This window comes from Arthrobacter sp. ISL-28, assembly GCF_018613875.1.
Classification (GTDB): Bacteria; Actinomycetota; Actinomycetes; order Actinomycetales; family Micrococcaceae; genus Arthrobacter.
Map to the genome: position 1 here is coordinate 1 of NZ_JAGGPJ010000008.1, position 25,620 is coordinate 25,620.

General features: G+C 64.3%; 20 protein-coding genes. 5 read left to right on the forward strand and 15 right to left on the reverse strand.

Translation table 11 applies throughout. From position 1 onward, the window contains the following. Positions 1-398: 398 nt before the first annotated feature. Genes J7E80_RS06815 through J7E80_RS06825 form a run of 3 tightly spaced genes read right to left on the reverse strand, consistent with a single transcriptional unit; the run spans position 399 to position 7,977 of the window. Entirely contained in the window at positions 399-4,157 is a 3,759-nt protein-coding gene (locus tag J7E80_RS06815) for a 1,4-alpha-glucan branching enzyme (protein ID WP_215050734.1), read from the reverse strand. A 1-nt stretch (position 4,158) separates the two neighbouring features. Beyond that, positions 4,159-5,955, reverse strand: coding sequence for a maltose alpha-D-glucosyltransferase (gene treS, locus J7E80_RS06820; protein WP_215050735.1), 1,797 nt, complete (start codon positions 5,953-5,955; stop codon positions 4,159-4,161). Positions 5,956-5,961: 6 nt separating this feature from the next. Then, positions 5,962-7,977: an alpha-1,4-glucan--maltose-1-phosphate maltosyltransferase gene (locus J7E80_RS06825; RefSeq protein WP_215050736.1), complete on the reverse strand. Its 2,016-nt coding sequence runs from the start codon at positions 7,975-7,977 to the stop codon at positions 5,962-5,964. Between the two features lie 188 nt (positions 7,978-8,165). On the opposite strand from J7E80_RS06825, the gene glgP reads away from it, so the two are divergent. Continuing rightward, complete coding sequence (glgP, locus tag J7E80_RS06830) at positions 8,166-10,784, forward strand: alpha-glucan family phosphorylase (RefSeq protein WP_215050737.1); 2,619 nt, start codon at positions 8,166-8,168, stop codon at positions 10,782-10,784. Between the two features lie 12 nt (positions 10,785-10,796). Here the strand turns inward: glgP and J7E80_RS06835 are convergent, their stop codons facing one another. The 3 genes from J7E80_RS06835 to glgX are packed head-to-tail and all read right to left on the reverse strand — an operon-like array spanning position 10,797 to position 13,788. After that, positions 10,797-11,153 (reverse strand): barstar family protein, encoded by a 357-nt coding sequence (locus J7E80_RS06835; protein ID WP_215050738.1) that lies wholly within the window; start codon positions 11,151-11,153, stop codon positions 10,797-10,799. Between the two features lie 4 nt (positions 11,154-11,157). Beyond that, positions 11,158-11,628, reverse strand: a complete 471-nt coding sequence (locus J7E80_RS06840; protein WP_215050739.1) for a ribonuclease domain-containing protein — start codon at positions 11,626-11,628, stop codon at positions 11,158-11,160. A 42-nt stretch (positions 11,629-11,670) separates the two neighbouring features. After that, on the reverse strand, positions 11,671-13,788 hold the full coding sequence (glgX, locus tag J7E80_RS06845; RefSeq protein ID WP_215050740.1) for a glycogen debranching protein GlgX: 2,118 nt from the start codon (positions 13,786-13,788) through the stop codon (positions 11,671-11,673). A 116-nt stretch (positions 13,789-13,904) separates the two neighbouring features. Here glgX and J7E80_RS06850 point away from each other — a divergent pair, with 116 nt between their 5' ends. Continuing rightward, positions 13,905-14,714 (forward strand): carbon-nitrogen hydrolase family protein, encoded by an 810-nt coding sequence (locus J7E80_RS06850; RefSeq protein ID WP_215050741.1) that lies wholly within the window; start codon positions 13,905-13,907, stop codon positions 14,712-14,714. A 421-nt stretch (positions 14,715-15,135) separates the two neighbouring features. Here the strand turns inward: J7E80_RS06850 and rlmB are convergent, their stop codons facing one another. The 6 genes from rlmB to J7E80_RS06880 form a co-directional block, all read right to left on the reverse strand. Then, entirely contained in the window at positions 15,136-16,128 is a 993-nt protein-coding gene (gene rlmB, locus J7E80_RS06855) for a 23S rRNA (guanosine(2251)-2'-O)-methyltransferase RlmB (RefSeq protein ID WP_215050742.1), read from the reverse strand. Between the two features lie 103 nt (positions 16,129-16,231). Beyond that, positions 16,232-17,686, reverse strand: coding sequence for a cysteine--tRNA ligase (gene cysS / locus J7E80_RS06860; RefSeq protein ID WP_215050743.1), 1,455 nt, complete (start codon positions 17,684-17,686; stop codon positions 16,232-16,234). Positions 17,687-17,718: 32 nt separating this feature from the next. Further along, complete coding sequence (locus J7E80_RS06865; RefSeq protein ID WP_215050744.1) at positions 17,719-18,045, reverse strand: hypothetical protein; 327 nt, start codon at positions 18,043-18,045, stop codon at positions 17,719-17,721. 89 nt (positions 18,046-18,134) lie between these two features. Further along, positions 18,135-18,620: a 2-C-methyl-D-erythritol 2,4-cyclodiphosphate synthase gene (gene ispF / locus J7E80_RS06870; protein ID WP_215050745.1), complete on the reverse strand. Its 486-nt coding sequence runs from the start codon at positions 18,618-18,620 to the stop codon at positions 18,135-18,137. Positions 18,621-18,658: 38 nt separating this feature from the next. Beyond that, the gene (gene ispD / locus J7E80_RS06875; RefSeq protein ID WP_215050746.1) at positions 18,659-19,441 is read right to left on the reverse strand and encodes a 2-C-methyl-D-erythritol 4-phosphate cytidylyltransferase; all 783 of its coding nucleotides are present in this window, start codon (positions 19,439-19,441) and stop codon (positions 18,659-18,661) included. Positions 19,442-19,561: 120 nt separating this feature from the next. Then, positions 19,562-20,044 (reverse strand): CarD family transcriptional regulator, encoded by a 483-nt coding sequence (locus J7E80_RS06880; protein WP_026266570.1) that lies wholly within the window; start codon positions 20,042-20,044, stop codon positions 19,562-19,564. Positions 20,045-20,357: 313 nt separating this feature from the next. Between J7E80_RS06880 and J7E80_RS06885 the strand changes: the two genes are divergently transcribed. Continuing rightward, on the forward strand, positions 20,358-20,921 hold the full coding sequence (locus J7E80_RS06885) for a hypothetical protein (RefSeq protein ID WP_311380774.1): 564 nt from the start codon (positions 20,358-20,360) through the stop codon (positions 20,919-20,921). 244 nt (positions 20,922-21,165) lie between these two features. Here J7E80_RS06885 and J7E80_RS06890 read toward each other — a convergent pair whose 3' ends face one another. Then, positions 21,166-21,846 carry a response regulator transcription factor gene (locus J7E80_RS06890; RefSeq protein ID WP_215050747.1) on the reverse strand — a complete coding sequence of 227 codons (681 nt, stop codon included), beginning with the start codon at positions 21,844-21,846 and terminating at the stop codon, positions 21,166-21,168. Then, a complete protein-coding gene (locus tag J7E80_RS06895) occupies positions 21,843-23,024 on the reverse strand; it encodes a cell wall metabolism sensor histidine kinase WalK (protein WP_215050868.1) in 1,182 nt (393 codons plus the stop codon). The genes J7E80_RS06890 and J7E80_RS06895 overlap by 4 nt, the downstream gene beginning before the upstream one ends. Before the next feature lie 204 nt (positions 23,025-23,228). Here J7E80_RS06895 and phoU point away from each other — a divergent pair, with 204 nt between their 5' ends. Further along, positions 23,229-23,894 carry a phosphate signaling complex protein PhoU gene (gene phoU / locus J7E80_RS06900; protein ID WP_215050748.1) on the forward strand — a complete coding sequence of 222 codons (666 nt, stop codon included), beginning with the start codon at positions 23,229-23,231 and terminating at the stop codon, positions 23,892-23,894. A 66-nt stretch (positions 23,895-23,960) separates the two neighbouring features. On the opposite strand, the gene J7E80_RS06905 is transcribed toward phoU, so the two are convergent. Beyond that, a complete protein-coding gene (locus J7E80_RS06905; RefSeq protein WP_215050749.1) occupies positions 23,961-24,707 on the reverse strand; it encodes a phosphoglyceromutase in 747 nt (248 codons plus the stop codon). A gap of 70 nt (positions 24,708-24,777) precedes the next feature. Between J7E80_RS06905 and J7E80_RS06910 the strand changes: the two genes are divergently transcribed. Then, positions 24,778-25,611 carry a class I SAM-dependent methyltransferase gene (locus J7E80_RS06910; RefSeq protein ID WP_215050750.1) on the forward strand — a complete coding sequence of 278 codons (834 nt, stop codon included), beginning with the start codon at positions 24,778-24,780 and terminating at the stop codon, positions 25,609-25,611. The last annotated feature ends 9 nt before the right edge of the window (positions 25,612-25,620 follow it).

The following is a 25,620-nucleotide window of genomic DNA, read 5'->3' on the forward strand; positions in this document are numbered from 1 at the left end:
CTGCACAAAATTTGAAACCAGCCAAAAACACCAGACCATCCACAGGGGCGGACAGCCCGGCACAATCAACCAATTCAATAAAAAATCGGTATCAACAAACTTGGCACACTATTGAGTTCTCAAACAACAGACACACCCGGCACCACCCAAACCCTAACGGTCCAGGATCGCTCCGGAGCAACTTTTCAAACTTACCCGCTCCCTCTAGTTTAGTCAAATCGGCGGTCCCGATCCAGTCTTGCCGAAGCATCCGAATCTCTTCACCGACCGACTCCGGGGAGCGGCGCGGAAATAAACTCTACCACTAGTTCGGCGCCCCGCCAACCACAGCCGGAAGGCGCAGAAGAGGCCCGGAATCACGCGGATTCCGGGCCTCTGACAGTCAGCTCACCGGGAAGTCAGCTCACCGTGGTCTCCGGCAGTTCCGTCTGGGCTGCACGGCGCGGCAGCTCCGGAACCCTGTCGCCTGCAGGTTTGAAGTACACGACACCAAGCGGGGGCAGCGTGACGGTCAACGTGGCGGGCTGGCCATCGATGGCTTCGTCCTCCGCTATCAGCTTCCCGTCGTTGAGGACACCAGAGCCGCCGTAGGCCGCGGCATCGGTGTTCAGCACTTCAGTCCACGTACCGGTGGACGGCACCCCGAGGGCGTAGTCCTTGTGCGGGCCTCCCGAGAAGTTGACCGCAACAACCACAGGGTTTCCCTGGGTGTCCCAACGGACGAAGGTCAGAACGTTGCGGTCCGCATCGGCTCCGTTGATCCACTGGAACCCGCCGGGCTCATTGTCACGTGAGTACAGTGCCGGCGTGGACTTGTACAGCTCGTTCAGGTCCTTCGTCAGCATCTGCACTCCGCGGTGTGCAGGGATGTCCGCCAGCCACCAGTCAAGGCCGTGCTGCTCGGACCATTCGGCTTCCTGGCCGAATTCCGTGCCCATGAAGATGAGCTGCTTGCCGGGGTGTGCCCACTGGTAACCGAGGAATGCCCGCAGGTTCGCCAGTTGCTGCCAGCGGTCGCCCGGCATCTTGCGGAGCATCGACCCCTTGCCGTGGACAACCTCGTCATGGCTGATAGGCAGGAGGAAGTTCTCAGTGAAGGCGTAGACCATCGAGAAGGTGACCGTCCCGTGGTGCCACTTCCGGTTGACGGGATCCTCGGAGATGTACTTGAGCGAATCGTGCATCCAGCCCATGTTCCACTTGAGCCCGAAGCCGAGGCCGCCGTGGCTGGTGGGACCTGTCACTCCGGGGAATGCAGTGGATTCTTCGGCGATCATGACGGCGCCGGGGTGGGTCTTGTACACCGTGGCGTTGGCTTCCTGAAGGAAGGAGATGGCCTCCAGGTTTTCGCGGCCGCCAAACCGGTTCGGCTGCCACTGGCCGTGCTCACGGGAATAGTCCAGGTAGAGCATGGAAGCGACGGCGTCCACGCGCAGGCCGTCGATGTGGAATTCATCAAGCCAGTAGAGCGCGTTGGCCACGAGGAAGTTGCGGACCTCGGTGCGGCCGAAGTCGAAGATCAGGGTTCCCCAGTCCGGGTGCTCCCCCAGGTTCGGGTCGGCGTGCTCGTACAGCGGCTGGCCGTCGAATTCGGCCAGTGCCCAGTTGTCCTTGGGGAAGTGCGCCGGCACCCAGTCCAGGAGGACCCCGATGCCCGCCTGGTGGAGGGCATCCACCAGGTAGCGGAACTCGTCGGGGTGCCCGAAGCGGGATGTCGGTGCGAAGTAGGAGGTGACCTGGTAGCCCCAGGAGCCGCCGAAGGGGTGTTCGGCCACGGGCATGAACTCGACGTGGCTGAAGCCGAGCCACTTCACATACTCAACGAGTTCCTTGGCCAGTTCGCGGTAGCTGAGCCCCAGGCGCCAGGATCCCAGGTGGACCTCGTAGACGCTCATCGGCGAATTGTGCGGATCCCGCTCGGCACGGGCCTTCATCCAGTCGGCGTCCTCGAACCGGTAGTGGGACTCCACGACCCTGGAAGCGGTCAGCGGCGGGACTTCCGTGCCAAACGCCAGGGGGTCGGCCTTCTCAACCCAGTAGCCGCCCTTGGTCTTGATCTCGAACTTGTAGCACGCGCCTGCCCCGACGCCGGGAACGAACAGCTCCCAGACACCGGAGGAACCCAGGGAACGTAGGGAGTTTTCGCGACCGTCCCAGGAATTGAAGTCACCCTTGACGCGCACCGCTTCCGCATTCGGGGCCCACACGGCGAAGGACACGCCGTCGACGTCGCCCAGTGAGGACTTGTAGTGCTGCACGTGAGCACCAAGCACTGTCCACAGCTTCTCGTGGCGTCCCTCACCGATCAGGTGCAGGTCCACTTCACCCACAGTCGGGAGATAGCGGTAGGGTTCATCGACCGTCACCGGTTCCGCACCTTCATACGTCACCTCGAGGCGGTAATCCGGCACGTGCCCGGCCTGCAGGGGCTCCAGCACGGCAACCCAGACGCCGTCGGACTCGTGGGTCATCGGAACCGAACCGGCCGCGGTCACCACCGTGACAGCCTCGGCCAGGTGCTTGACGGTGCGGATGGTTACGTGGCCGTAGTCATCCAGGTGGGCACCCAGCACGGAGTGTGGAGCATGGTGCTCTCCGGCCGCAACTCGTGAGAGCGTATGCGCATCCACATGGAGAGGGGCCTGGGGCCGATCTGTAGGTGCAGAGCCTGTCATCTTCTTACCTTCCGCTGCGGCTCCGGCGGGTTCGCCGGGGCCTTTACTGCTGAGGAGCCGCCTGGACGCATTCACGGGAATGGCCAGCCAGTCCGGCCTATTGCGCAATTCATACACGACTTCGTACAACGCCTTGTCCAGCCACAATGCCACAAAGAGCGGGGACTTCCGGTCTATGGTGCCGGGAGTGACTTCCGAGTAGCCGGCCAGGAAGGCCTCAGCGCAGTCGTCCACCCATGATTCGGGCACGCGGCCGGCGCTGGTCTCGCGCTCCGCGGCACCGGCGGCGTAGTCAAAGGACCGCAGCATCCCCACGACATCCCTCAGCGGGACATCCGGGAAGTTCCGTTCCGAGATGGGCCGCAGCGGCTCACCCTCGAAGTCAAGGATCGCCCACCGGTCCTGCCCGCCTTCCCAGCCCGGAACCTGGAGGATCTGGCCAAGGTGGAGGTCCCCGTGGATGCGCTGGAGCGCGCCGGCCGGGACACCCTTCAGGTCCTCAAGGAGCCGTTCCAGTTCATCGTCGTAAGGTCCGACGGCGGTACCGGCTTCCGTCCAGGCCTGCCGCACCCGCTGGGCTACCCCGGGAGCAATGACCTCGCCGGGCACGGCTTCGGCGGAAGCCCCCAGCGTTTCGGCCAGCCGACGATGGACTGTCGCCGTGGCATGGCCCAGAGCGTGGGCTTCGTGCGTGAAGTCCGTGCCCGCCTTGGCCGCATCCACGGCCAGCCGCCAGGCATCCCGACCTCCGGCCAGGAACTCATGCGCCACCGCCAGTTCGCCCTGGGCCGGCGCGGCCGCAGTGTCCGGGCCGGATCCTGCGGCTGCTGTCCCCGCTTGCTCCGGAACCCATTCGCCGGTGACCCAGCCGAGGGTGGCCGGAACTTCAAATGTCCGCGCGGCGGAAAGGGCAGCCCCGACTTCCACCTCCGGATTGCGGCCGGCCGAAAGCACACGGAAGAATTTCACGATGACCGCCGACACGCCGTCATCAACAATCACGGACGTGTTGGACTGTTCTCCGGACAGGACGCGGACCGTGCCGCCGGCATGCGGAAGCGGTTTGCCGGCACCGGAAAGGTGACCGGTGGCCATGCCGGCCGCGGCGACCCCCTCGGTCCGCATGAGCTCAAGCCATTCCGCGATGAACACGGGGTCGTGGACGCCGTCGTAGATCCAGCGGTGTCCCAGCTCTGCGTGGTCGCTTTCACCGATGAGCGCGCGCTCAGCGCCGGTCAGCGGTTCGCTGCGGTAGCTGAGCGGCACCTGTACAACATCGGTGCGGCGGCCGCCGTCGGCCGTTTCGGACACGACGGAAGCGAGGAACACCTCAAGGCCCACCTCATCCGAGGTGTCGTTGAGGATAAAGCCGCCCACGGGAGCCAACGAGAATGCCGCTGATTTCACGGGGAACCACCGCTGGTGCGGGAGCCACTGGCGGAGCAGCTGTTCGAGTGTCGGGGTCAAAGTTGATTGGCTCATGTCACCCCTCAATGGACAGGATCGGCATCGCTTGGGTGACCGGTGACGTCGGGTTGGAGGCCGCAGACCGCACGCGCAGCCAGAAGAAGTCGTGGCTGCCGAGGGTCAGCGTCAGGCTCCCGTCGTCGCCGACCCCGGGGAACGGCTGGCCGCCGAAGACGTCGCGGAGGCCGCGGCCGGCAAACTGCGGCATCCGAAGTGTGGTCGACACCGGGTGCTGGGAGAGGTTGAAGACGCAGAGAATGGATTCGGCCGGTTCGCCTGCCGCATTGCCTTCCGCAAGTTCACGTAGGTAGGCCAGGACCACTTCGTGGTCGGCTTCCACATGCTTGAACGCACCGAGCCCGAACGCAGCATGGTTGCGCCGGACGCTGAGGATCTGCCTGGTCCAGCGGAGCAGCGACCCCGAGTGCGCGGCCTCGGCTTCCACGTTGGCCATGCTGTAGTTGTAGACGAGCGACTGGATCACTGGAAGGTACAGCTTGCCGGGATCGGCATTGGAGAAGCCGGCATTACGGTCCGGGTTCCACTGCATGGGCGTGCGGACAGCGTCGCGGTCCTCCAGCCAGATGTTGTCGCCCATGCCGATCTCGTCCCCGTAATAGAGGAATGGACTGCCCGGCAGCGACAGCAGCAAGGCATTGATCAATTCAATCTCGGCTCTGGAGTTGTCCAGCAGCGGTGCCAATCGGCGTCGGATACCGATGTTTGCCCGCATGCGGGGATCCGGCGCGTACCACCCGAGCATCGCCGCGCGTTCGTCGGCGGTGACCATTTCCAGGGTCAGCTCATCGTGGTTCCGCAGGAAGGTGCCCCATTGGGCGCCCTCCGGAATCTCCGGAGTGTCGTGCATCGTCTCGATGATGGGCGCTGCCTTCTGGTCACGCAACGCATAGTACAGCCGCGGCATGATCGGGAAGTGGAAGGCCATGTGGCATTCCGGCTCTTCCTCGGTTCCGAAGTACTCCACTACTTCGTTGGGCGGCTGGTTGGCCTCCGCGATGATGACCCTGCCCGGGTAGCTTTCATCCACCATCTTCCGCAGCTTGCGGAGGAACTCGTGGGTGGCGGGCAGGTTTTCGCAGTTCGTGCCCTCTTCCTCATAGAGGTAGGGGATGGCGTCGGCCCGGAAGCCGTCGATTCCCTGGTCCAGCCAGAACCGCACGACATCGAACAGTGCGTCGATGACCTTCGGGTTCTCGAAGTTGAGGTCGGGCTGGTGGCTGAAGAACCGGTGCCAGAAGAACTGGCGCCGGATGGGATCAAAGGTCCAGTTGGACTCTTCCGTGTCCACGAAGATGATGCGGGCATCCTGGTACTTTTCGTCCGTGTCGCTCCAGACGTAGAAGTCGCCGAAGGGACCGTCCGGGTCCTTCCGTGACTCCTGGAACCAGGGGTGCTGGTCCGAGGTATGGTTCAGCGGCAGGTCGATGATGACACGGACGCCGCGGGCGTGGGCCTCGGCAACGAGCCGCTTGAAGTCGCTGATCGTTCCAAACTCGTCCAGCACGGAGTTGTAGTCAGAGATGTCGTAGCCGCCGTCCCGGAGCGGCGACTGGAAGAACGGCGGAAGCCAGAGGCAGTCCACGCCCAGCCACTGCAGGTAGTCGAGTTTGTCGATCAGTCCGTGGAAATCGCCTGACCCATCGGCGTTGGCATCCGCAAAGCCCCGGACCAGCACTTCATAGAACACCGCCTTCCTGTACCACAGCGGGTCATGTTGCAACCCCGGCGCATTCAGCTCGAATGTGCTCTTCGGCGTGAAGTGATGAGACGGGTTCTGCGGGCTGAAACTCACTTCAGGCTACCTCCGGATGGTCAGAATGTGGGCAGGTTCAACATGTGCATCGAGTCTGACGTAGTTGTATTCGCCCCACTCCCACGACTCGCCCGAGATCACATCATCCACCCTGAAGCCGCCGTTAGGTGTGAGGTCTGAGGGATCAAGCTCCAGTGCGGCGAGATCAAGCGACACGGTGCTTTCCCTGGTGCTGTGCGGATCCACATTGACCACCACGATCACGGTGTCCTTCGTGCCGTCCGGGAGCGTCTTGTGCTTGGAGTACACGATCGTGGCGTCATCCGTGCTGTGGTGCAGGGTCAGGTTCTGCAGGTCCCCCAGCGCCGGATGTGCCTTGCGGATCTCGTTGAGCCTGGTCAGGTACGGGGCAAGGGTCCGGCCGGACGCAGCAGCAGCGTCCCAGTCCCGGGCCTTGTATTCGAACTTCTCATTGTCGATGTACTCTTCGGCCCCGGGCCGGGCAACATGTTCGTACAGCTCGAACCCGGCGTACACGCCCCACAGCGGCACGGCGGTGGACGCGAGCGCGGCACGGATCTTGAACGCCGCCGGGCCGCCGTACTGCAGGTATTCAGTCAGAATGTCCGGGGTGTTGACGAAGAAGTTCGGCCGGAAGAAGGCCGACGAGACATGGCTGACCTCCTGGAAGTACTGCTCCAGTTCCTTCTTGGTGTTCCGCCAGGTGAAGTACGTGTAGGACTGCTGGAAGCCCGCCCTGCCCAGCGCATGCATCATGGCGGGGCGGGTAAAGGCCTCGGCCAGGAAGACGACTTCCGGGTTCTTCTTGTTGACCTTGCCAATCAGCCATTCCCAGAACCACACGGGTTTGGTATGCGGATTGTCCACCCGGAAGATCTTCACGCCGTGGCTGACCCAGAGCTGGACGATGCGCAGGATCTCCTTGGACAGGCCTTCGGGATCGTTGTCAAAGTTCAGGGGGTAGATGTCCTGGTACTTCTTCGGAGGGTTCTCGGCGTAGGCGATGCTGCCGTCCACGCGTGTGGTGAACCATTCCGGGTGGGACGTGACCCAGGGGTGGTCCGGCGCGGCCTGCAGTGCCAGGTCGAGCGCGACTTCGAGGCCCAGTTCGGTGGCACGGGAGACGAAGGCGTCGAAGTCCTCGAAGGTGCCGAGATCCGGATGAATGGCGTCATGGCCGCCTTCTTTGGCGCCGATGGCCCACGGTGAGCCGGGGTCGTTCGGGCCGGCGATCAGGGTGTTGTTGGGGCCCTTACGGTGCTGCACCCCGATGGGGTGGATCGGAGGCATGTAGATGACGTCGAAGCCCATGTCCGCGACGGCCTCCAGCCGTTTGGCCGCGGTCTGGAAGTTGCCGGAGGTCCAGGCGCCGGTCTCGTGGTTCTTCACGGCGCCCTCGGAACGGGGGAAGAACTCGTACCAGGCACCGCGGCCGGCGAGATCGCGCTCCACCAGCAGCGGGAACTGTTCAGATACAGTGACCAGTTCGCGGATCGGTTCCCGGCCGACAATCTCGGTAATTTCAGGGCTGAAGCCGGCAGCCAGCCGCTCTTCGGCGGACTTGGTGGTGTCGGAAAGATTCACGACGGCGGCCCGGAGCGTGTTCCGGTCGGCGGAGTTGCGGAAGGGTTCTTCTGCCGCCTGCGACAGCAGCGCGGCTCCCTCGTCAAGCATCAGTTCGACGTCGATGCCCGCCTCCACCTTGACCTCGGCGTTGTGGTGCCAGGTGCCGTAACGGTCGTGCCAGGCCTCGATCACGAAGGACCAGTTTCCCGTTGAGGTGGGGCTCAATATGCCTTCCCACAGGTCGGTGCCCTTGCCGCGGTCCCCGCGCGGAGGCTGCAGGCGCACGCGCTGGCGTTCCTTGCCCTTCGGATCCAGGAGGACGGCGCTGACACCCAACTGGTCATGACCCTCGCGGAAAGCCTGTGCGCTGACCACGATTCCTTCGCCCGGGAGCGCCTTGGCGGGGTACTTCCCCCCTTCCACGACCGGCTGAACGTTCGTGATCGGGAAGCGGCCGAATCGAAGGCCGTCCATGATCGAAACTTTCGGCGTTTGCTTGGAGGGGGCACTGGTTCGCGTGTTAGTCGTCACAGGGTCGACACTAGCGAGAAATGGAGGTCATTGCTAAGCGTGCATACCTAATTAATGAACTGATTCGTCATTTACCGGAATGTAATCGAAAGCGGTTCCAGCGGTTCATCTTGTCGGTTAGTGTGACGCAGGTGAAGGCAATCCGCAGATTTACCGTCCGAACCGTTCTTCCCGAGCCGATCCGGCCGCTTGCCCGGCTGGCCACCAACCTGCGATGGTCGTGGCACCGCCCCACCAGGGAACTTTTCGAGGGACTCAACCCCAGGGTATGGGCCCAAAGCGGCAACGATCCGGTCAGTTTCCTCGGTCTGGTGGGCCGTGAGGAGATGCACCGGCTTGCGACGGACCAGGATGTCGTAGCCCGCGTGCGCGCCGCCGCCGAGGACCTGGACCGGTACCTGGAAGAGCCGCGCTGGTACCAGAGCCTGGGCGACGATGCGCCGGCCTCCATCGCTTACTTCTCCCCCGAATTCGGCATCACGGAGGTACTGCCGCAGTACTCGGGCGGCCTGGGAATCCTCGCCGGCGACCACCTGAAGGCCGCTTCGGACCTCGGCGTTCCCCTCATCGGCGTGGGCCTGCTGTACCAGGCCGGCTACTTCAAACAGTCCCTGTCCCGCGATGCCTGGCAGCAGGAAACCTATCCGGTGATTGACCCGGACGGCCTGCCCCTGACGCTCCTTCGGGAGCCTTCGCCGGACGGAAACGGTAAGGCCATCCAGATCTCGCTGCCGCTGCCCAACGGGCGGCGCCTTCTGGCGCACATCTGGCGTGCCGACGTCGGACGTGTCCCGCTGCTGCTGTTGGATTCCGACGTTCCCGGCAACGACGACGCCGCCCGCGGCATCACGGACCGCCTGTACGGCGGCGGCGGGGACCACCGGCTGCAGCAGGAGCTTCTCCTGGGCATGGGCGGCGTGAAAGCGCTGCGCGTCTACCAGCGGCTCACGGGGACCACTGCGCCGGAGGTGTTCCATACAAATGAAGGCCACGCCGGTTTTCTCGGGATCGAGCGGATCCAGGAGCTGATGGCCGGCGACGAAGCTCTCACCTTCGATGAGGCCCTGGCCGCTGGACGGGCCTCCACCGTTTTCACCACGCACACGCCGGTTCCGGCAGGCATCGACCGCTTTGAAACCGCCCAGATCCAGCATTTCTTCGAAGCGGGTCTCGCGCCGGACGTTCCCATCTCCCGGATTCTTGACCTGGGCCGGGAAAACTTCACCGACGGCAACCCGTTTGTCTTCAACATGGCTGTCATGGGTCTCCGGCTTGCCCAGCGTGCCAACGGCGTGGCCAAGCTCCACGGTGAAGTGTCCCGCGGCATGTTCTCCGCGCTCTGGCCCGGCTTCGACCACTCCGAGGTGCCGATCACGTCCGTGACGAACGGCGTGCACGTGCCCACCTGGGTTGACTCCAGGATTTCCAAGCTCGCCCGTGAGCGGTTCGGGGCGGAAGCGGAAGCCATGGGCCGCTGGGACCTCGCCTACAACGTCAGCGACGCCGAAGTCTGGGCGCTCCGGCGCGAAATGCGCGCCTCGCTCGTCGAAGACGTGCGCCGTCGGTTGCGCGCGGCGTGGAAAAAGCGCGGCGCCGCCGATGCCGAGCTCGGCTGGACCGATTCAGTGCTCGACCCGGATATCCTGACCATCGGTTTCGCCCGGCGTGTGCCCACCTACAAGCGGCTGACGCTGATGCTGCGGGAACCGGAGCGGCTCAAGGCCCTGCTGCTGCACAAGGAGCACCCCATCCAGCTGGTGATTGCCGGCAAGTCGCACCCGGCAGACGATGCCGGCAAGAAGATGATCCAGGACCTGGTGCGCTTCACGGATGACCCGAAGGTCCGCCACCGCATCGTCTTCCTGCCGAACTACGACATCGCGATGGCCCGCACGCTTTTCCCGGGCTGCGACGTCTGGCTCAACAACCCGCTGCGCCCGCTTGAAGCGTGCGGCACGTCAGGCATGAAAGCCGCCATCAACGGATCCCTCAACCTTTCCGTTCTCGACGGCTGGTGGGACGAGATGTACGACGGCGAGAACGGCTGGGCGATTCCGACCGCCAACAACGGCGCATCGGCGGAGGAACGCGACGACATCGAGGCAGCGGCGCTGTATGAACTGCTCGAGACGCAGGTTGCGCCGCGCTTCTACGGCACAACCGTGTCCGAAGCGGCCGGGGCAGCCGGGCCGTCCTCGTCGGGGAGGGAGAAGGTTCCCACCCACTGGGTGTCCATGATCAAGCACACGCTCGCCCACCTGGGACCTGCAGTATCCGCCGAACGGATGCTCCAGGACTACGTCAACATCCTGTACCGGCCTGCTGCGGTTGCCGGCCGGCACGCTGTTGAGGACTCCTTTGCCCAGGCCAAAGATCTCGCAGCCTGGACCTCCAAGATCCGCGCGGCGTGGCCCCAGCTCCACGTGGAGCACGTGGACTCCCTGGGCGTGTCCGAAGAACCGCAGATCGGGGACACTCTCCAGGTCAATGCCTACGTGGGGCTGCACAACCTGACGCCCCAAGACGTTTCAGTGGAGGTGGCGTACGGACAGGCCGAGGAAACCGACGAACTCGCCAACGTCACGCTGGTGGAGCTCGAGCCGAAGGACGAGCTCGGCAATGGCCGCTACCTGTTCACCGGCTCAATCGTGATCGATCGCTCCGGGTCCTTCGGCTACACGGTGCGGGTGCTGCCCAAGCACGACGCACTGTCGTCCAAGGCCGAGCTGGGGCTCATCGTCAACGCCTAGTCACCCGCGTGGCTAGAGGAAGACAGCGATGACACGGAGATCCTGGCCGGCGTAGCTTTCCGCGTCCTGGAGGATTTCGCAGATGATGCCGAACGACCTGTCGCTACGGAAGACGGCCGGGACCTGCCAGATGACCGTCAGGGGTTCCTGGCCGTTGTCGGCAATGGCGTCGGCGAAGTCGTGCAGTGAGTCATTGAGGGCGTCCAGGTTGACGCCGTAGTGCTCCGGAAACGCCAGGACCTCGCCGAATCTGGCCAGCACCTCTTTCTTGGAGTCCGCGGCGGGGACCACCAGGCTGCGGCGGCCGGCTTCAGCGACCTGATCACGCAGCTCGTCAAGGGTACAGGTGTCTGCGGAATAGATTTTCATCGCGCTATTTGCCCTCTGCTATGAACTTGAACGACTCGTAGTGGTCCGGTGTGTAGTACTTTTCACCAGCCTTGCCGGCCACGATCCTGCGGGCCCCCCGATCGGACTCGCCGGGAGTGGGGACCGTGTACTCCTTGTAGTATCCGCCGGACTTCCGCGGCAGCATGCGTTCAAAGTTTCCGAAGTTCGCGCCGTCGCGCTCATAAGGAAACGGTCCGCCCTGGCGGATGAGGGCAAGGGTCCGGCGCCCTTCGGCCGGGAGTTGGGACTCCCTCACGGTGGCCAGGCCGGAGGGGTTGGGGACGCCGCTGACGGACGGCACCGGAGTACCTGAGGGCACCGGACTACCGGAGGGTGCCGGAGTCCCGGACGCTGCGGGGGCGGGATCGCCGGTCCGGGGCTGAAACCCGTTGGAGACCACAAGCGCCACGCCGAGCAGCGCCATCAGCACCACCGCAGTCAGCCACCTGCGCATGTTTATTCTTTTCCCAGTCACTGACCAACCATCAGGCTGATTCTAGGTGCGGTAGATGTTGATGGTGTTGGCCTGCACGATATCCCGCTCACCAGGGGCCACCTGGACGCCCTGGCGGCTGTCGTGGAGGTCGGAGGTGGTGAGGCGCAGTTCGAACACCCGCGAGCCTGTGCCGTCGTCGTTAATGGCCTGGGGAAGAGTGACCTTGATGTCGTCGCGCCCGCCGTTGACAACAATCAGGCCCGCCACCTGCGCGTCGTCGGAGCCCAACAGCAGCTGCACCACGCGGTGCCGCGGATCGTTCCACCGCTCCATGGTCATCGGTTCGCCATTCTGGTCATACCAGTACAGATACGACTGGGCGTCCCGCCCGGGATAGTCATGCGGCTGGGCTGCAAGGAACTCCTTGCGGAGCCGAATGACTCGTTTGGTGCTGCGGAGCATGGCGTGCGATTCAGGCGTGCTGGTCCAGTCGATCCAGGTGAGAGCGTTGTCCTGGCAATAGGCGTTGTTGTTGCCCTGCTGGCTGCGGCCAAGTTCATCGCCCGCGGTAATCATCGGAACCCCCAGCGAGATCATGAGCGAAGCCATCAGGTTCCGCCGCGTCTGCGCGCGCTGGGCAAGGATGCCTTCGTCCTCGGTCGGGCCTTCGAGACCGTGGTTGTAGCTGCGGTTGTCGCCGTGGCCGTCCCGGTTCTGCTCCCCGTTAGCCTCATTGTGCTTGCGGTCGTAGGACACAAGGTCGGCCATGGTGAATCCGTCATGGGCCGTGATGAAGTTCAGAGAGGCTAGCCGGGAGCGGCCGGACCGTTCGAAAAGGCTCGCGGAACCGGACATGGCATCTGCGAGCCGGGCCACGGAGCCGCCCTGTCCGCCGGCATCAATGGACGCGCGGTCGGTAAGCCAGAATGACCGCAGGGCGTCGCGGTAGTGGTCGTTCCAGTCCACCCAGCCACCCGGGAAGCGACCTGTTTGCCAGCCGCCGTATCCCACGTCCCACGGTTCGGCAATCAGCTTGACCTTCGAAAGCACCGGATCCGCCGCCACGCCGACAAGGAACGGGTGGTTCGGGTCAAACTCGTTGGCCGCGTTCCGGCAGAGCGTCACCGCCAGGTCGAAGCGGAAACCGTCGATGTGGAATTCATCCACCCAGTACCGAAGCGAATCCAACACCAACTGGACCACGCGGGGCTCGCCAAAGTTGAGCGAATTCCCGCAGCCGGTGGTGTCGATGTATCTGCCGTTGCCATCCGTGCGGTAATACTTCCGCTCCCCCAGGCCGCGGAAACAGACAGTGTGTCCGTCGGGTCCGCCTTCGGCGGTGTGGTTGTAGACCACGTCAAGGATGACTTCGATTCCGGCGGCGTGCAGAAGCTTGACCATGCCCTTGAATTCGTCCTGCACAGCCTGCGGCCCGGACGCCTGGGCGGACTCCGTTGCGTACCCCGGGTGCGGGGCAAAGAAGGCCGCCGTGTTGTAACCCCAGTAGTTGGTGAGGCCCAGGTTTTGAAGATGCGGCTCGTCGAGGTGGAAATGCACCGGCAGCAGCTGCACGGCCGTGATGCCGAGTCCGGTCAGATGCTCAATCATTGCGGGGTGGGCCATGCCGGCGTACGTGCCCCGCAACGGCTTCGGAATGTCCGGGTGCAGCATGCTCTGCCCACGCACGTGCGTCTCGTAGATGATGGTGTTGCGCCAAGGGGTATGCAGACGTTCGTCGGCGCCCCAGTCGAAGTCTGTGGACATTCTGATACTGGTCAGGAAACCGTTGCGCTGGTCCACCGCGCGCCCATACGGATCGAGGAGCAGCCGCTGCCGGCCGCCGTCGGCGTCGTCAAAATTCACGGTGGGAACTGAGAGCGGGAGGACCTCGCCTTCCGGAGCGGCGCGGAAGCCGTAGCGCGAGCCGACGGGGAATCCCTCGACGAGGCCGTAGTGGACGCCATTGCTGACGTTGGGTAGGGCGTGGAGCCGCCAGTTGCCGCCGGGCGCCTGGTAGGCAATTTCCAGGGTGAGAACGCCCGGGGCGTAGACCGCCACATTGGCACGCCCCTTATGCGAGCCGTCTGCCGCAGATCCGGAGCGGACAGGGCTGACGCCGAGGGGGAACGCTTGGGAGGCGTCCACGGTCGAGGCTGAATCTACTAAGGGCATTACCATCGATTAAAGCTTAACCGTCACGTTGAAAAACCCGATCTATTCCGGCGTGTGACGTTTCGCGGGCAAAATGGCGGCGCTGCTGCCTGGTAAAAGAACGCACCGAGGTGGAGGTAATTGTGAAGATTGCATTGGCTCAGATCATCAGCGGCCGTGATGTGGAACGCAACCTCGTGCTGGTCGAGGAGTTCGCCCGCCGTGCCAAAGACGGCGGTGCTGAGCTCGTCGTGTTTCCGGAGGCGACGCTGCGCGCGTTCGGGAACTCCCTCATCGATATTGCCGAACCCCTCGACGGACCTTGGGCAGCGCGGGTCCGCTCCATTGCCGCCGAATTGGGGATCGTGATCGTGGCCGGCATGTTCACTCCCGGGGAACCATCCCCCGAAGGGCACCGAAAGGTCCGGAACACGCTGCTCGTCACCGGACCCGGAACGGAAGCGAGCTATGACAAGGTGCATCTCTTTGACGCCTTCGGCTTCCTCGAGTCGGACACTGTTGACGCCGGAACTGGGCCTGTAACGTTCGACACCGGCGGCATCACTTTCGGCCTGGCCACCTGCTACGACATCCGTTTCCCCGCCCTCTTCACCGCCAATGCCGACCGCGGTGCAGTAGCCAACATCATCTGCGCCTCCTGGGGTTCCGGTCCAGGCAAGGTGGACCAGTGGAAGCTGCTGGCCCGCGCGCGCGCCGTGGACACCACCACATATGTGCTCGCATGTGGCCAGGGAGACCCCGCCACGCAGGGCATCGAGCCCCGCGGCGCCGCCCCTACCGGAGTGGGGCATTCCGTCGTCGTCTCGCCTTTCGGCGAGGTCCTGGAAGAGCTCGACGGCGATCCCGGCCTTTTGTTCGCCGACCTGGATCCTGCCGTCGTCAAGGTAGCCCGAACGAAGCTCCCCGTCCTTGTTAACCGCCGCGAATTCTAACCCCGGTTGAGGACGCTCCCTCAGGTTTCGCCTAATTAAGCAGAACGTTCCCTCACGTTTCGCGTATTTAAGCCTAACGCTCCCTCACGTTTCGCGTATTTAAGCCTAACGCTCCCTCACATGATGTGCGGGAGCATTCGGCGGATCCCTGCGAAAACTGAGGGAGCGTCTCAATTTATCGAGCGAAACGTGAGGGAGCGTCTCAATTTACCGAGCGAAACGTGAGGGAGCGTCTCAATTTACCGAGCGAAACGTGAGGGAGCGTCTCAATTTACCGAGCGAAACGTGAGGGAGCGTCTCAATTTACCGAGCGAAACGTGAGGGAGCGTTGGCAGTTCCTGTGCGTCTGGAAGCAGGCCTCAAAGCGCGACCGAGCAGCACGCGGAGGATGGCGGTTGTGCCGCCACCCGGACCGCGGGGTCTACTTGGCCGCGCGCTGGCGGGAGACTTCGTACAGGGAGATGCCGACGGCCATGGAGGCGTTGAGCGATTCCATGGCGGAGTCGATCGGGATCGAGACGATCTGGTCGCAGTTCTCGCGGACGAGGCGGCTGAGACCCTTGCCCTCGGATCCCACGACGATGCAGACCGGCTCCGTGGCCAGGGTGAGGTCCGGCAGCGAAACGTCGCCGTCGCCGTCGAGCCCCAGGACGAAGATGCCCATGTTCTTGAACTGCTTGAGGGCGCTGTTCAGATTGGCGGCGCGGGCCACGGGGACGCGGACGGCTGCCCCGGCACTGGTCTTCCATGCGGCGGCGGTGACGCCGACGGACCGGCGCTCGGGGACGATGACGCCGTGGCCGCTGAAGGCCGACACCGAGCGGATGATCGCGCCCAGGTTGCGGGGATCCGTGATGCCGTCGAGGGCGACGAAGAGGGGTGCGTTCGCGACGTGCCCCTTCTTCCAGCGATCCACAGTTTGTTCCGCGAGGTCGTAGGCGTCCTGGTACTCGTACGGCGGGATCTGCAGCACGAGGCCCTGGTGCACGGCGTCATCCGTCATGCGGTCCAGCTCGGGCTTGCCTGTTTCCAGCAGCGGGATGCCGCGTTCGGCCGCCAGCTTGAGCGACTCCTTGACCCGGTCGTCCATCTCAATGCGGATGGCCACGTGGAGGGCCTTGGCCGGAATCCCGGCGCGGAGGGCCTCGACCACCGAGTTGCGGCCGGTGACCACTTCTTCCGTGGCTCGGCCCTTGGGGCCCGAGCGTGCGCCGGCGCTGCGGCCGCCGCTGCCGCGCTTGGCCTCGGAGCGCTCGGCGAGCTGCTTGTTCTTGTACGCCTTGTGGTAGGGGCGATCCTCGGCTTTGGGGGTTGGCCCCTTGCCTTCGAGGGCCTTGCGGCCGTGGCCACCGGTTCCGGTGGTGGGGCCCTTCTTCATCTTGCGTACTGCGCCCGGGCGACCGTTGTTGGCCATGAGTTCCACCCTTGGTTGTGTTGAGTAAGTCTGAACTCCAGTCTACTGACACAAGTTAAATCGAGAACGACGGCGGTGCGCGGCCCGGTCCGGGCGGAAGGCGTCAGCCCCGCTGCAGGCTCCAACTGGCTCCATCTGCGGTGTCTTCGACCAGGATCCCGGCGGCGGCCAGGGTGTCCCTGATGGCATCCGAGGCGGCCCAGTCCTTGCTCGCCCTGGCCTGAGCCCGGGCAGCGAGCTGCGCCTCGACGAGCACGCCGAGTGCCGTAGTGGCCTGGTCGTCGACGGCCGGCTGCGCGGCGTCATTGATTCCCAGGACCTGGAGCATGTTGATGACGCTGGCAAGGGACTCCCTGGCCACCTTGAGGTCGCCGGCGACCAGCGCCGAGTTTCCCGTCCGGACGGTGTCGTGCAGCACCGCGAGTGCCTGCGGGACATTGAGGTCGTCATCCATAGCAATGGCGAAGGCGTCCGGTACCGACGCGCTGCCGCCAACAAGCAAAGCGCCGTCCACCGAGAGCGCGCGGACAGCGCGCGCAATGAACCCGTCAATGCGTTCGACGGCGGCAGTGGCCTCCTGCAGGGACGTCGGCTGGTAGTCCAGCACCGAGCGATACTGTGCCTGCCCCAGGTAATAGCGGACCACCCGCGGCGGAGCGAGCTCGAGCATCTCTGCCGGGCTCACGGTGTTGCCGACGGACTTGGACATCTTCTCGCCCTGGTACGTGACCATGCCGTTGTGCATCCAGAAGTTCGCGAAGCCGTGGCCCGCGGCCTGTGACTGGGCCATCTCGTTCTCGTGGTGCGGGAAGCGCAGGTCCAGGCCGCCGCCGTGGAAGTCGAAGTCGGTGCCGAGGTACTTGGTGACCATGGCAGAGCATTCGAGGTGCCAGCCCGGGCGGCCGGCGCCCCACGGCGAAACCCAGCTGGCCGTCGTCGGCTCGCCTTCCTTGTGGCCCTTCCACAGCGCGAAGTCCCGCGGGTCCTTCTTGCCACGCGGGTCGGCATCCGTTGCACCCTGCATGTCGTCGATTTTTTGCCGGGTCAGTGCGCCGTACTTGTTCCAGGACCGCACATCAAAGTAGACGTCCCCTGAGCCGTCCAGGGCGGGATAGGCGTGGCCGCGGTCGATCAGCTGCTGGATCAGGGCGTGCATTTCCGGGATGTGGCCGGTGGCGCGGGGTTCATAGGTGGGGCGGGAAACGCCGAGGGTGTCGTAGGCCTTGAGGAATTCCTGCTCGTAGCGGTAGGCCAAGGCCCACCATTCCTCTTCCCGGACGCTGTCCGGTTCCTGCTCGAAGTCGGCCTCGAAGGACGCGGCGGACTTGGCCAGGATCTTGTCATCAATGTCGGTGATGTTCCGGACCACGGTGACGCGCAGACCCCGGTACTGCAGCCAGCGGGTCAGCTGGTCGAAGGCTATGGCAGAGCGGATATGCCCGACATGCGGCATTCCCTGCACGGTGGCGCCGCAGTAGTACAGGCTCGCTTTACCGGGTACCAGGGGAACGAAGTCGCGGACTTCGGCGGATGCAGTGTCGTAGAAGCGCAGGGTCACCGCTCCAGATTAGCCGATGCCGCTGGCGGCGCTTACTTACAGACGTCGCCGACCTTGTTGTTCTGCTTTTTGAGCTCTTCAAGCTGCTCCGGGCTCTTGGCGCCCAGTGATGTGCCGGCCACCTGCTTCATGACGTTGGCCATCTTCTGGATCGGATCGGCGAGCTCCGGGGCCACCTTGTCGGCAATCTCCTGGTAGTGCTTGGCGATCTGGTCCGCCTGCTGCTGCTGATTTCCGGTCGGCTTGAAGGTGTCGCCCTGAAGGAAAGTGCAGCTCTCGGCGACGCTCATCCTGGGCGTCCCGGCGCAGCCGGTGAGAAACAGGCAGGCGATCACGACGGCGGGCAGCAGCTTTTTCACGAGGGGTCTCCTGATGTGGCGGTACGGGTGGTTCCGGCTGGCTTGGGCGGCCGGTCCTCTATTCCAGTATTCCAGCGTAGGGGATACTGCTAGGAAGCCGGATAGACGAGGGCGGTAGCCACGGCCGAGATGCCCTCCCCGCGGCCGGTGAAACCGAGCCCGTCGCTTGTGGTGGCCGTGACACTGACCGGAGCACCGGCGGCCTCACTCAGGACGCGCTGTGACTCAACACGGCGGGGACCGAACTTCGGCCGGTTGGCCACGAACTGCACAGCGACGTTGCCGATCTCAAAGCCCGCGGCACGGACGATCCGCGCCGCTTCCGCCAGCAGGGTGACCCCGGATGCCCCGGCAAATTCCGGGCGATCCGTGCCGAAATGCGTCCCGAGGTCACCGATCCCGCAGGCGGAGAAGAGGGCGTCGGCGGCCGCGTGGGCCACGGCATCGCCGTCGGAATGACCGGTCAGCCCCCGCTCTCCTTCCCAGAACAGCCCGCCCAGCCACAACGGCTGCGGGTCAGATTCCGGGGCGAATGCATGAACATCAAAGCCGATTCCGGTGCGGGGCAGGATCATTCTGGCTGCTCCCTGCGGGTCTTCTGCACGCACGCCCTTCAGCCCTCCACCCAGCGCATGCCGAGGGGACCCTCAAGGAGGCCTTCGGCGATGATGAGGTCGAGCGGCGTGGTGATTTTCAACGACTGGCTTGCACCCCGCACGGCGTGAACGGGCACGCCAAGAAGCTCCACCAGCATGGCGTCGTCCGTGATGGCTGCAGCTTCGCTCTCATCAAAGTCAGTGGCGGCCTGGTGGGCAGCCTGCAAGGTGGGCACGCTGAACCCCTGCGGGGTCTGGACCGACCGCAGCTCCTGCCGGGAGACGGTTCCTGTGACAATCTCCGGCGCGATGTTGGAATCGCCGCCCTCGGTGGCGGTGACCATTTTGACGGTGTCCACCACAGGGATGACCGGGATGACGGCCGCGGCTCCCGCGGCCAGTGCGTGTGCCACCCGGTGGAAGACCGACTCGGGAGTCAGGGCACGGGCGGCATCGTGGACGAGCACCGCTTCCGTTCCGTCCTCCAGGGCCGCCAGCGCGGACCGGACGGAATCCGCCCTGGTGGCTCCGCCGTCGACCGTTGTCAGGAGCGGGCCGCCGTCAGCCAGCTCCAGCCTGAAGTCGTCCAGGAGCTTTCTCAGTCCGTCGTCTCCCGCAGGCAGCGCCACGCAGACCTGGCTTGCGACGCCGGAGGCGACGACGCCGCGGAGGGCGTGCAGGAGGATGGGTTCGCCGCCGAGCGGCACGGCCGCCTTGGGCATGCCGTAGCCAAGCCGCTGCCCGGATCCGGCGGCGACCAGGATGACAGCGGTGATGGGGCGCGTGCGTGCATCGTTCATGCGGTCTAGCCTACGTCCCGGCCGGCTGCCCCGGCCGGATTGCCCAATCCGGCTGCCATCCGGCCCGATTTTGGGCAAAAAGAAACCCCGGCGGCACTTTCTGCCACCGGGGTTCAATTCTCAGGAAGCCAGGACCTCGTCAAGAACGCTTGCAGCCTTCTCTTCGTCGGTCTTTTCAGCCAAAGCCAACTCTGAAATCAGAATCTGCCGTGCCTTGGCCAGCATTCGCTTCTCACCTGCGGAAAGGCCCCGATCGTGATCACGGCGCCACAGGTCGCGGACGACCTCTGCAACCTTGATGACGTCACCGGAAGCAAGCTTCTCCAGATTTGCCTTGTAACGACGCGACCAGTTGGTGGGCTCTTCAGTGAACTCGGCACGGAGCACATCGAATACGTGCTCCAAACCTTCCTTGCCCACTACGTCGCGTACCCCAACGAGGTCAACGTTCTCTGCTGGAACTTCAATGGTCAGATCACCCTGAGCCACCTTGAGCTTGAGATACATCTTCTCTTCGCCCTTGACAGTGCGCATCTTGATTTCTTCAATTTTTGCTGCACCGTGGTGAGGGTAAACTACTGTCTCGCCGACCTCAAAAACCATGTGGACTTTCCCCTTTCCCGCAGACCAGTTTATCACGATTAAGGCATACGACTGGCATGAATCGGGGCCGGGAACCGCGAGAATACGCGGAAAATGGGCCGAATCAGCGCCCCAGACCCCTTGACGAACGCGGATAATAGTGCATGACCCACCCCCCGACAAGCGCTACGCACTGGTAGTCAGGCAGCGTGTTGCCACTGGCCGGAGGGCCTGAAGCGGGCGCTATTGTGTACCGGCCGAATCCTCGTTTGGCCCTCTTTGCCGATAGGCTATGGGCTGAAAACTGTTTCAAGACTTTCTAGGAGTGCGTGACGTGCGTTTCACTGCGATGAACCGGGGCCAGCGCGGCAAGTTGGCAATGGCGGCTGCCGCCCTGAGCGTCGGACTGCTTGCCCTGACGGGCTGCGGCTACATTAACGCCCAGCAGACCTCCAAGCAGTACGCCGCCTCGGACGGAACGCGCTCCGACGTTGGACCCGTGGAACTGCGCAACATGCTGATTGTCGCCTCGGATGAGAACCAGCCTGGCCGCGTGATCGGCGCCATCTACAACTCCTCCTCCAAGGACGTCAAAGTCACCCTCAGCGGGGCCGAAGGGTCCAAGACCGAGGTGTCGGTGAAGAAGAACTCCTACACGCTGCTCAATGATTCGACGGATCCGGCCACGCTGAGCACAGCCGGCGGGAAGCCTGGTTCCCTCGTGGACATCAAGGTCACCGAAGACGGAACCAACGTCGGAAAGACCGTGAAGGTACCCGTTGTGGACGCCACGCTCCCGGAATACGCGCCGTACCTTCCCGGCGGCAGCCCCACCCCGACGCCGAGCGAAACCGGCGCCTCCACCGAGACCCCGGCGCACACCGAAGCCGCCCACTGACGTCCCGCTGACGACGCGTCCCGCTGACGACGGCAAGCCGACAACGGCACAGCTGGCGGAGCGAAAAGGAGGGGATCCCGCGGGATCCCCTCCTTTTTTCGTTGGCTGCAGCTAGCCTGCGGCCTGTCCGGGATCATTGCGGATCCGGGACAGTGGCGCTACCCGGGACAGTTGCCGCGTCCAAGCGCCCTCCGGGTTTGAGCCCCGGCTAAGGTTCGAGCCCCGGCTAAGGTTCGAGCCCCGTCTAGGGTTCGAACTTGTAGCCCAGCCCGCGGACCGTTACCAGGTACCTTGGCACGGACGGGTCGGGTTCGATCTTGCTGCGCAGCCGTTTGACGTGGACGTCCAGGGTCTTCGTGTCACCCACGTAGTCGGACCCCCAGACGCGGTCGATCAGCTGCCCCCGGGTCAGCACGCGGCCGGAATTCCGCAGCAGCATCTCGAGAAGTTCAAATTCCTTCAAGGGGAGCGGCACCTGCTCGCCGCTGACGCTGACGACGTGGCGTTCGATGTCCATGCGCACCGGCCCGGCCTGGACGGTGGAGGAAACAAGTTCCTCGGGCTCGCCCTGGCGCCGCAGGACTGCCCGGACCCTGGCCACCAGCTCACGCGACGAGTATGGCTTGGTGACGTAGTCGTCGGCACCCAGTTCGAGGCCCACGACCTTGTCGACCTCGGAGTCCTTGGCGGTCAGCATGATCACGGGGACGCTGGAGCGCTGGCGCAGCTGACGGCAGACCTCTGTACCGGACAGGCCGGGCAGCTGCAGGTCGAGCAGCACCAGGTCGGCCCCGTTGCGGTCAAATTCAGTGATCGCGTCCAGTCCGTTGTCAACGACCTCGACCTCGAACCCTTCCTTGCCCAGCAGATACGACAGGGGATCGCTGAACGATTCCTCGTCCTCAACAATAAGAATCCTGCTCAAGCGGTAGCTCCTCGCTCTTGGACGTGGGAGGCGTCCTTCGGTTCTTTGGCATCCTGCGGTTGCCCTTCCATCTCCGGCAGCCGGAGGGTGAAGGTCGATCCCTGGCCCGGCTGGGACCACAGTGTGACTTCCCCGCCATGGTTGGAAATGACGTGCTTGACGATACTCAGCCCCAGACCGGTACCTCCGGTATGCCGCGAGCGTGCCGTATCCACGCGGTAAAAACGTTCAAACACCCGTTCCTGGTCCTCAGCTGAAAGGCCTTCACCCTGGTCGGTCACGGAGATCGAGATCAGGCCTTCCTTCGCTCGCACCCCGATCCCTACCCTGGTGTTTTCCGGGGAATAGCGGATGGCGTTGTCGATCAGGTTGCGCAGGGCCGTCACGAGGAGGTCCTGGTCGCCGTAGACCTTCGCATCGACGCGGCCTCCAATCACGATCTGGATGTTCTTGCTCTCCGCCGGCAGCTGCGAACGGTCCACCGCTTCCGTGATCACATCGTTGATGTCCACGGCACGGCCCTGCTGCGCTACGTTGGTGGCCTGCAGGCGTGACAATTCGATGATGTCCTGCACCAAGGCGGCGAGCCGGGCCGATTCCTTATGCATGCGTGCTGCGAACCGCCTGACCGCCCCTTCGTCGTCAGCGGACGATTCCAATGCCTCCGCCAGCAGGGATATCGCACCCACCGGCGTTTTCAGTTCATGGGACACGTTGGCCACGAAGTCGTTGCGAATCTCTTCTGTGCGCGTAATCTCGGTGCGGTCGTCGGCCAGCAGGAGGATGTATTCCTCGCCAAGCATGGCCGCCCGTACCTGGACGATGATGGTCCCCTGCCCCAGCGGACCCCGCGGCAGCTCGAGCTGCTTCTCCAGGATCACCCCGTCGCGGCGTACATTCGCCGTCATGTCCAGCAGCTCCCGGTGCACCACGGTGTGGCCCCGGACGAGGCCATAGGCATAGGCGGCTGGACTTGCGCGGACGACGCCGTCGATGGCGTCCACGACCACAAACGCCTTGCCGATGACGGCAAGGACCTCGGCGGATCCCGGCGGCAGTGCTGGCTCGTCATCTTCAACGTCCACCAGTTTGCGCTGCTGCTCGCTGACCCTGAACGCGAGCACGCCAAAGACGCCGAACGACAGGCCGAGCAGGCCGGCGATGACACCGATGAGCATTGGATCCACGGCTCCAGCTTATGCTTTCGAAAAGACCGAAAAGACGAGCTGGGACCATAACCGGACGGATTCAGCTAACGTTCATCTAGAGATGCGTAACAGTTCACCCAGCACTGGAAGAGTGACGAGCTGGACTGCCGGAACGGTGACACGAGATTCTGACCGCCGCTGCAGCGGGCGGAGTTTCCAAGAAAGGACGCCCACGTGCGTAAGGTTTTTCAGGAAGAGCTCGCCCAAGTGGGCGAAGACCTCATCGAGATTTCAAAGCTGGTGAGCGAAGCGATCGTCAAGGCAACGACGTCCTTCGAGGTTGCCGACGTCGATCTGGCGCAGGATGTCATCGCGGCGGATGCCCGGATCGACTTCCTGCAGAACAGTCTCGACGAACGCGCCATCGACATCCTTGCGCTTCAGGGCCCCGTCGCCAGCGATCTCCGCATGATCGTGGGTTCGCTGCGAATGAGCGCGTCGCTCGAACGCATGGGCGACCTTGCCCGCCACATCGCGCAACTGGCGCGTCTCCGCTTCCCCTCCACGGTGATCCCGGCCTCCCTCACGGAGACGTTCAAGAGCTTCGCGGAACAGGACATCGAGATCGCGAACAAGCTCACACAGCTGCTGGAAACCCGGGACCTCGAAGTTGCCCGCGACATCCTCAAAGCCAACTCGGTGGTCAACGACCTGCACCTCAGTGTCTTCAAGGCCATCGCCCGCAGTGACTGGCATGAGTCTCCCGCCACTACGGTGGATGTGGCCCTGGCCAGCCGCTACTTCGAGCGCTTTGCCGATCACGGCGTCTCCGTGGCCCAGAAAGTCACATACCTCGTCACCGGCGCCTGGCACCCGAACAGCAGCATGGAGCATGGCTGAGTTTCCCGCCTTAACCAGCAAACGACGGCGGCCGGTCAGGTGACCGGCCGCCGTCGTTTGTTTTCGCTACCTTTTGCCCTGGTTTGCCACGGCCATGATGGCTTCGGCGGCAGCCTCGGGGTCGAGGTAGGTTCCGCCCGGCTTGATGGGCTGGAAGTCCTCGTCCAGGTCGTAGACCAGAGGGATGCCGGTGGGGATGTTCAGGCCGGCGATGGCTTCGTCGCTGATGCCGTCAAGGTGCTTGACCAGCGCACGCAGTGAGTTTCCGTGGGCAGTGACGAGGACCGTCTTGCCGGCCTTGAGGTCCTCCTTGATGTCCGATTCCCAGTACGGCAGCAGGCGGACAAGGACGTCTTTGAGGCACTCGGTGCGCGGAAGGGCAGCGCCAAGGTCCGCATAACGGGGATCGTGCGCCTGAGAGAATTCGCTGTTGTCGTCCAGGGGCGGCGGCGGGGTGTCGTAGGAGCGGCGCCACTCCATGAACTGATCCTCGCCGTACTCGGCCAGGGTCTGTGCCTTGTCCTTGCCCTGCAGGGCGCCGTAGTGGCGCTCGTTGAGGCGCCAGTCGCGCTTGACCGGGATCCAGCCGCGGTCGGCCTTGTCGAGGGCAATGTTTGCGGTGTTGATCGCGCGCTTCAGCAGCGAGGTGTAAAGGATGTCCGGGAGCACGTCGTGCTCAACCAGGAGCTCACCCCCGCGGACTGCCTCCGTGCGGCCCTGGTCGTTGAGGTCAACATCCACCCAGCCGGTGAACAGGTTCTTGGCGTTCCATTCGCTGTGGCCGTGGCGCAGCAGAATCAGCTTGTAAGTCATGATTTTCATCCTAGCCGAGCAAAGGCCGCCGACGCCGAGCGTTACATTTGCCGCAGGATAGTCTGGGGCGGTGGTGCAGAAAGCAGAGCGGGTGACGACAAACCCCGGCAACCCGGGCAAACGAGGCAGGCCGGTGGGCAACGTCACCCGGGGTACCACCAACCCCAACCGCATGCGCCGCCTGGACCGCTGGCTGGCCGGGCCGCAGGCTTGGCGGCTCCGGTCCGCGGCTGACCCGCTGGTGGTCGACCTGGGCTATGGGGCCTCCCCGGCCACCGCCGTCGAGCTTTTCGAAAGGCTCGCCGCTGTCCGGCCCGGTGTCCGTGTGTTCGGCATCGAGATCGAGCCCGAGCGGGTGCGGGTGGCCAAGCCGCTGGAGCGCCCCGGCCTCAGCTTTCTTCTGGGCGGGTTCGAACTCCCCGTGCCGGGAAACCCGGTCCTGGTCCGCGCGTTCAACGTTCTCCGACAGTACGAGGAATCCGACGTCCAGCGAATCTGGCGGCTGGTGCAGGACAGGCTAGCGCCCGGTGGGCTCTTCATCGACGGGACCTGCGACGAAATCGGCCGCCGCGTCACCTGGATCGCGCTGGATTCCCTGCGCCCGCTCACCCTGAGCATGTCCGTGCGGTTTGGCAGTTTCGACCTGCCCTCGGACATTGCCGAACGTCTGCCCAAAGCGCTTATCCACCGGAACGTTCCGGGCGAGCGGATCCACGGCCTGCTGCAGGCGATGGACAAAGCCTGGCTGGAGTCGGCGCCCCTGGCACCGTTCGGAAACCGGCAGCGCTGGACGGCCATGTGCAGGGCACTGCTCGACGGCGGGTGGCCGGTTCAGGACGGGCCGTCACGCTGGCGGCTCGGGGAACTCACGGTCGGCTGGGAGGCGGTGGAACCGCTGGATTAGGTCCTGGTG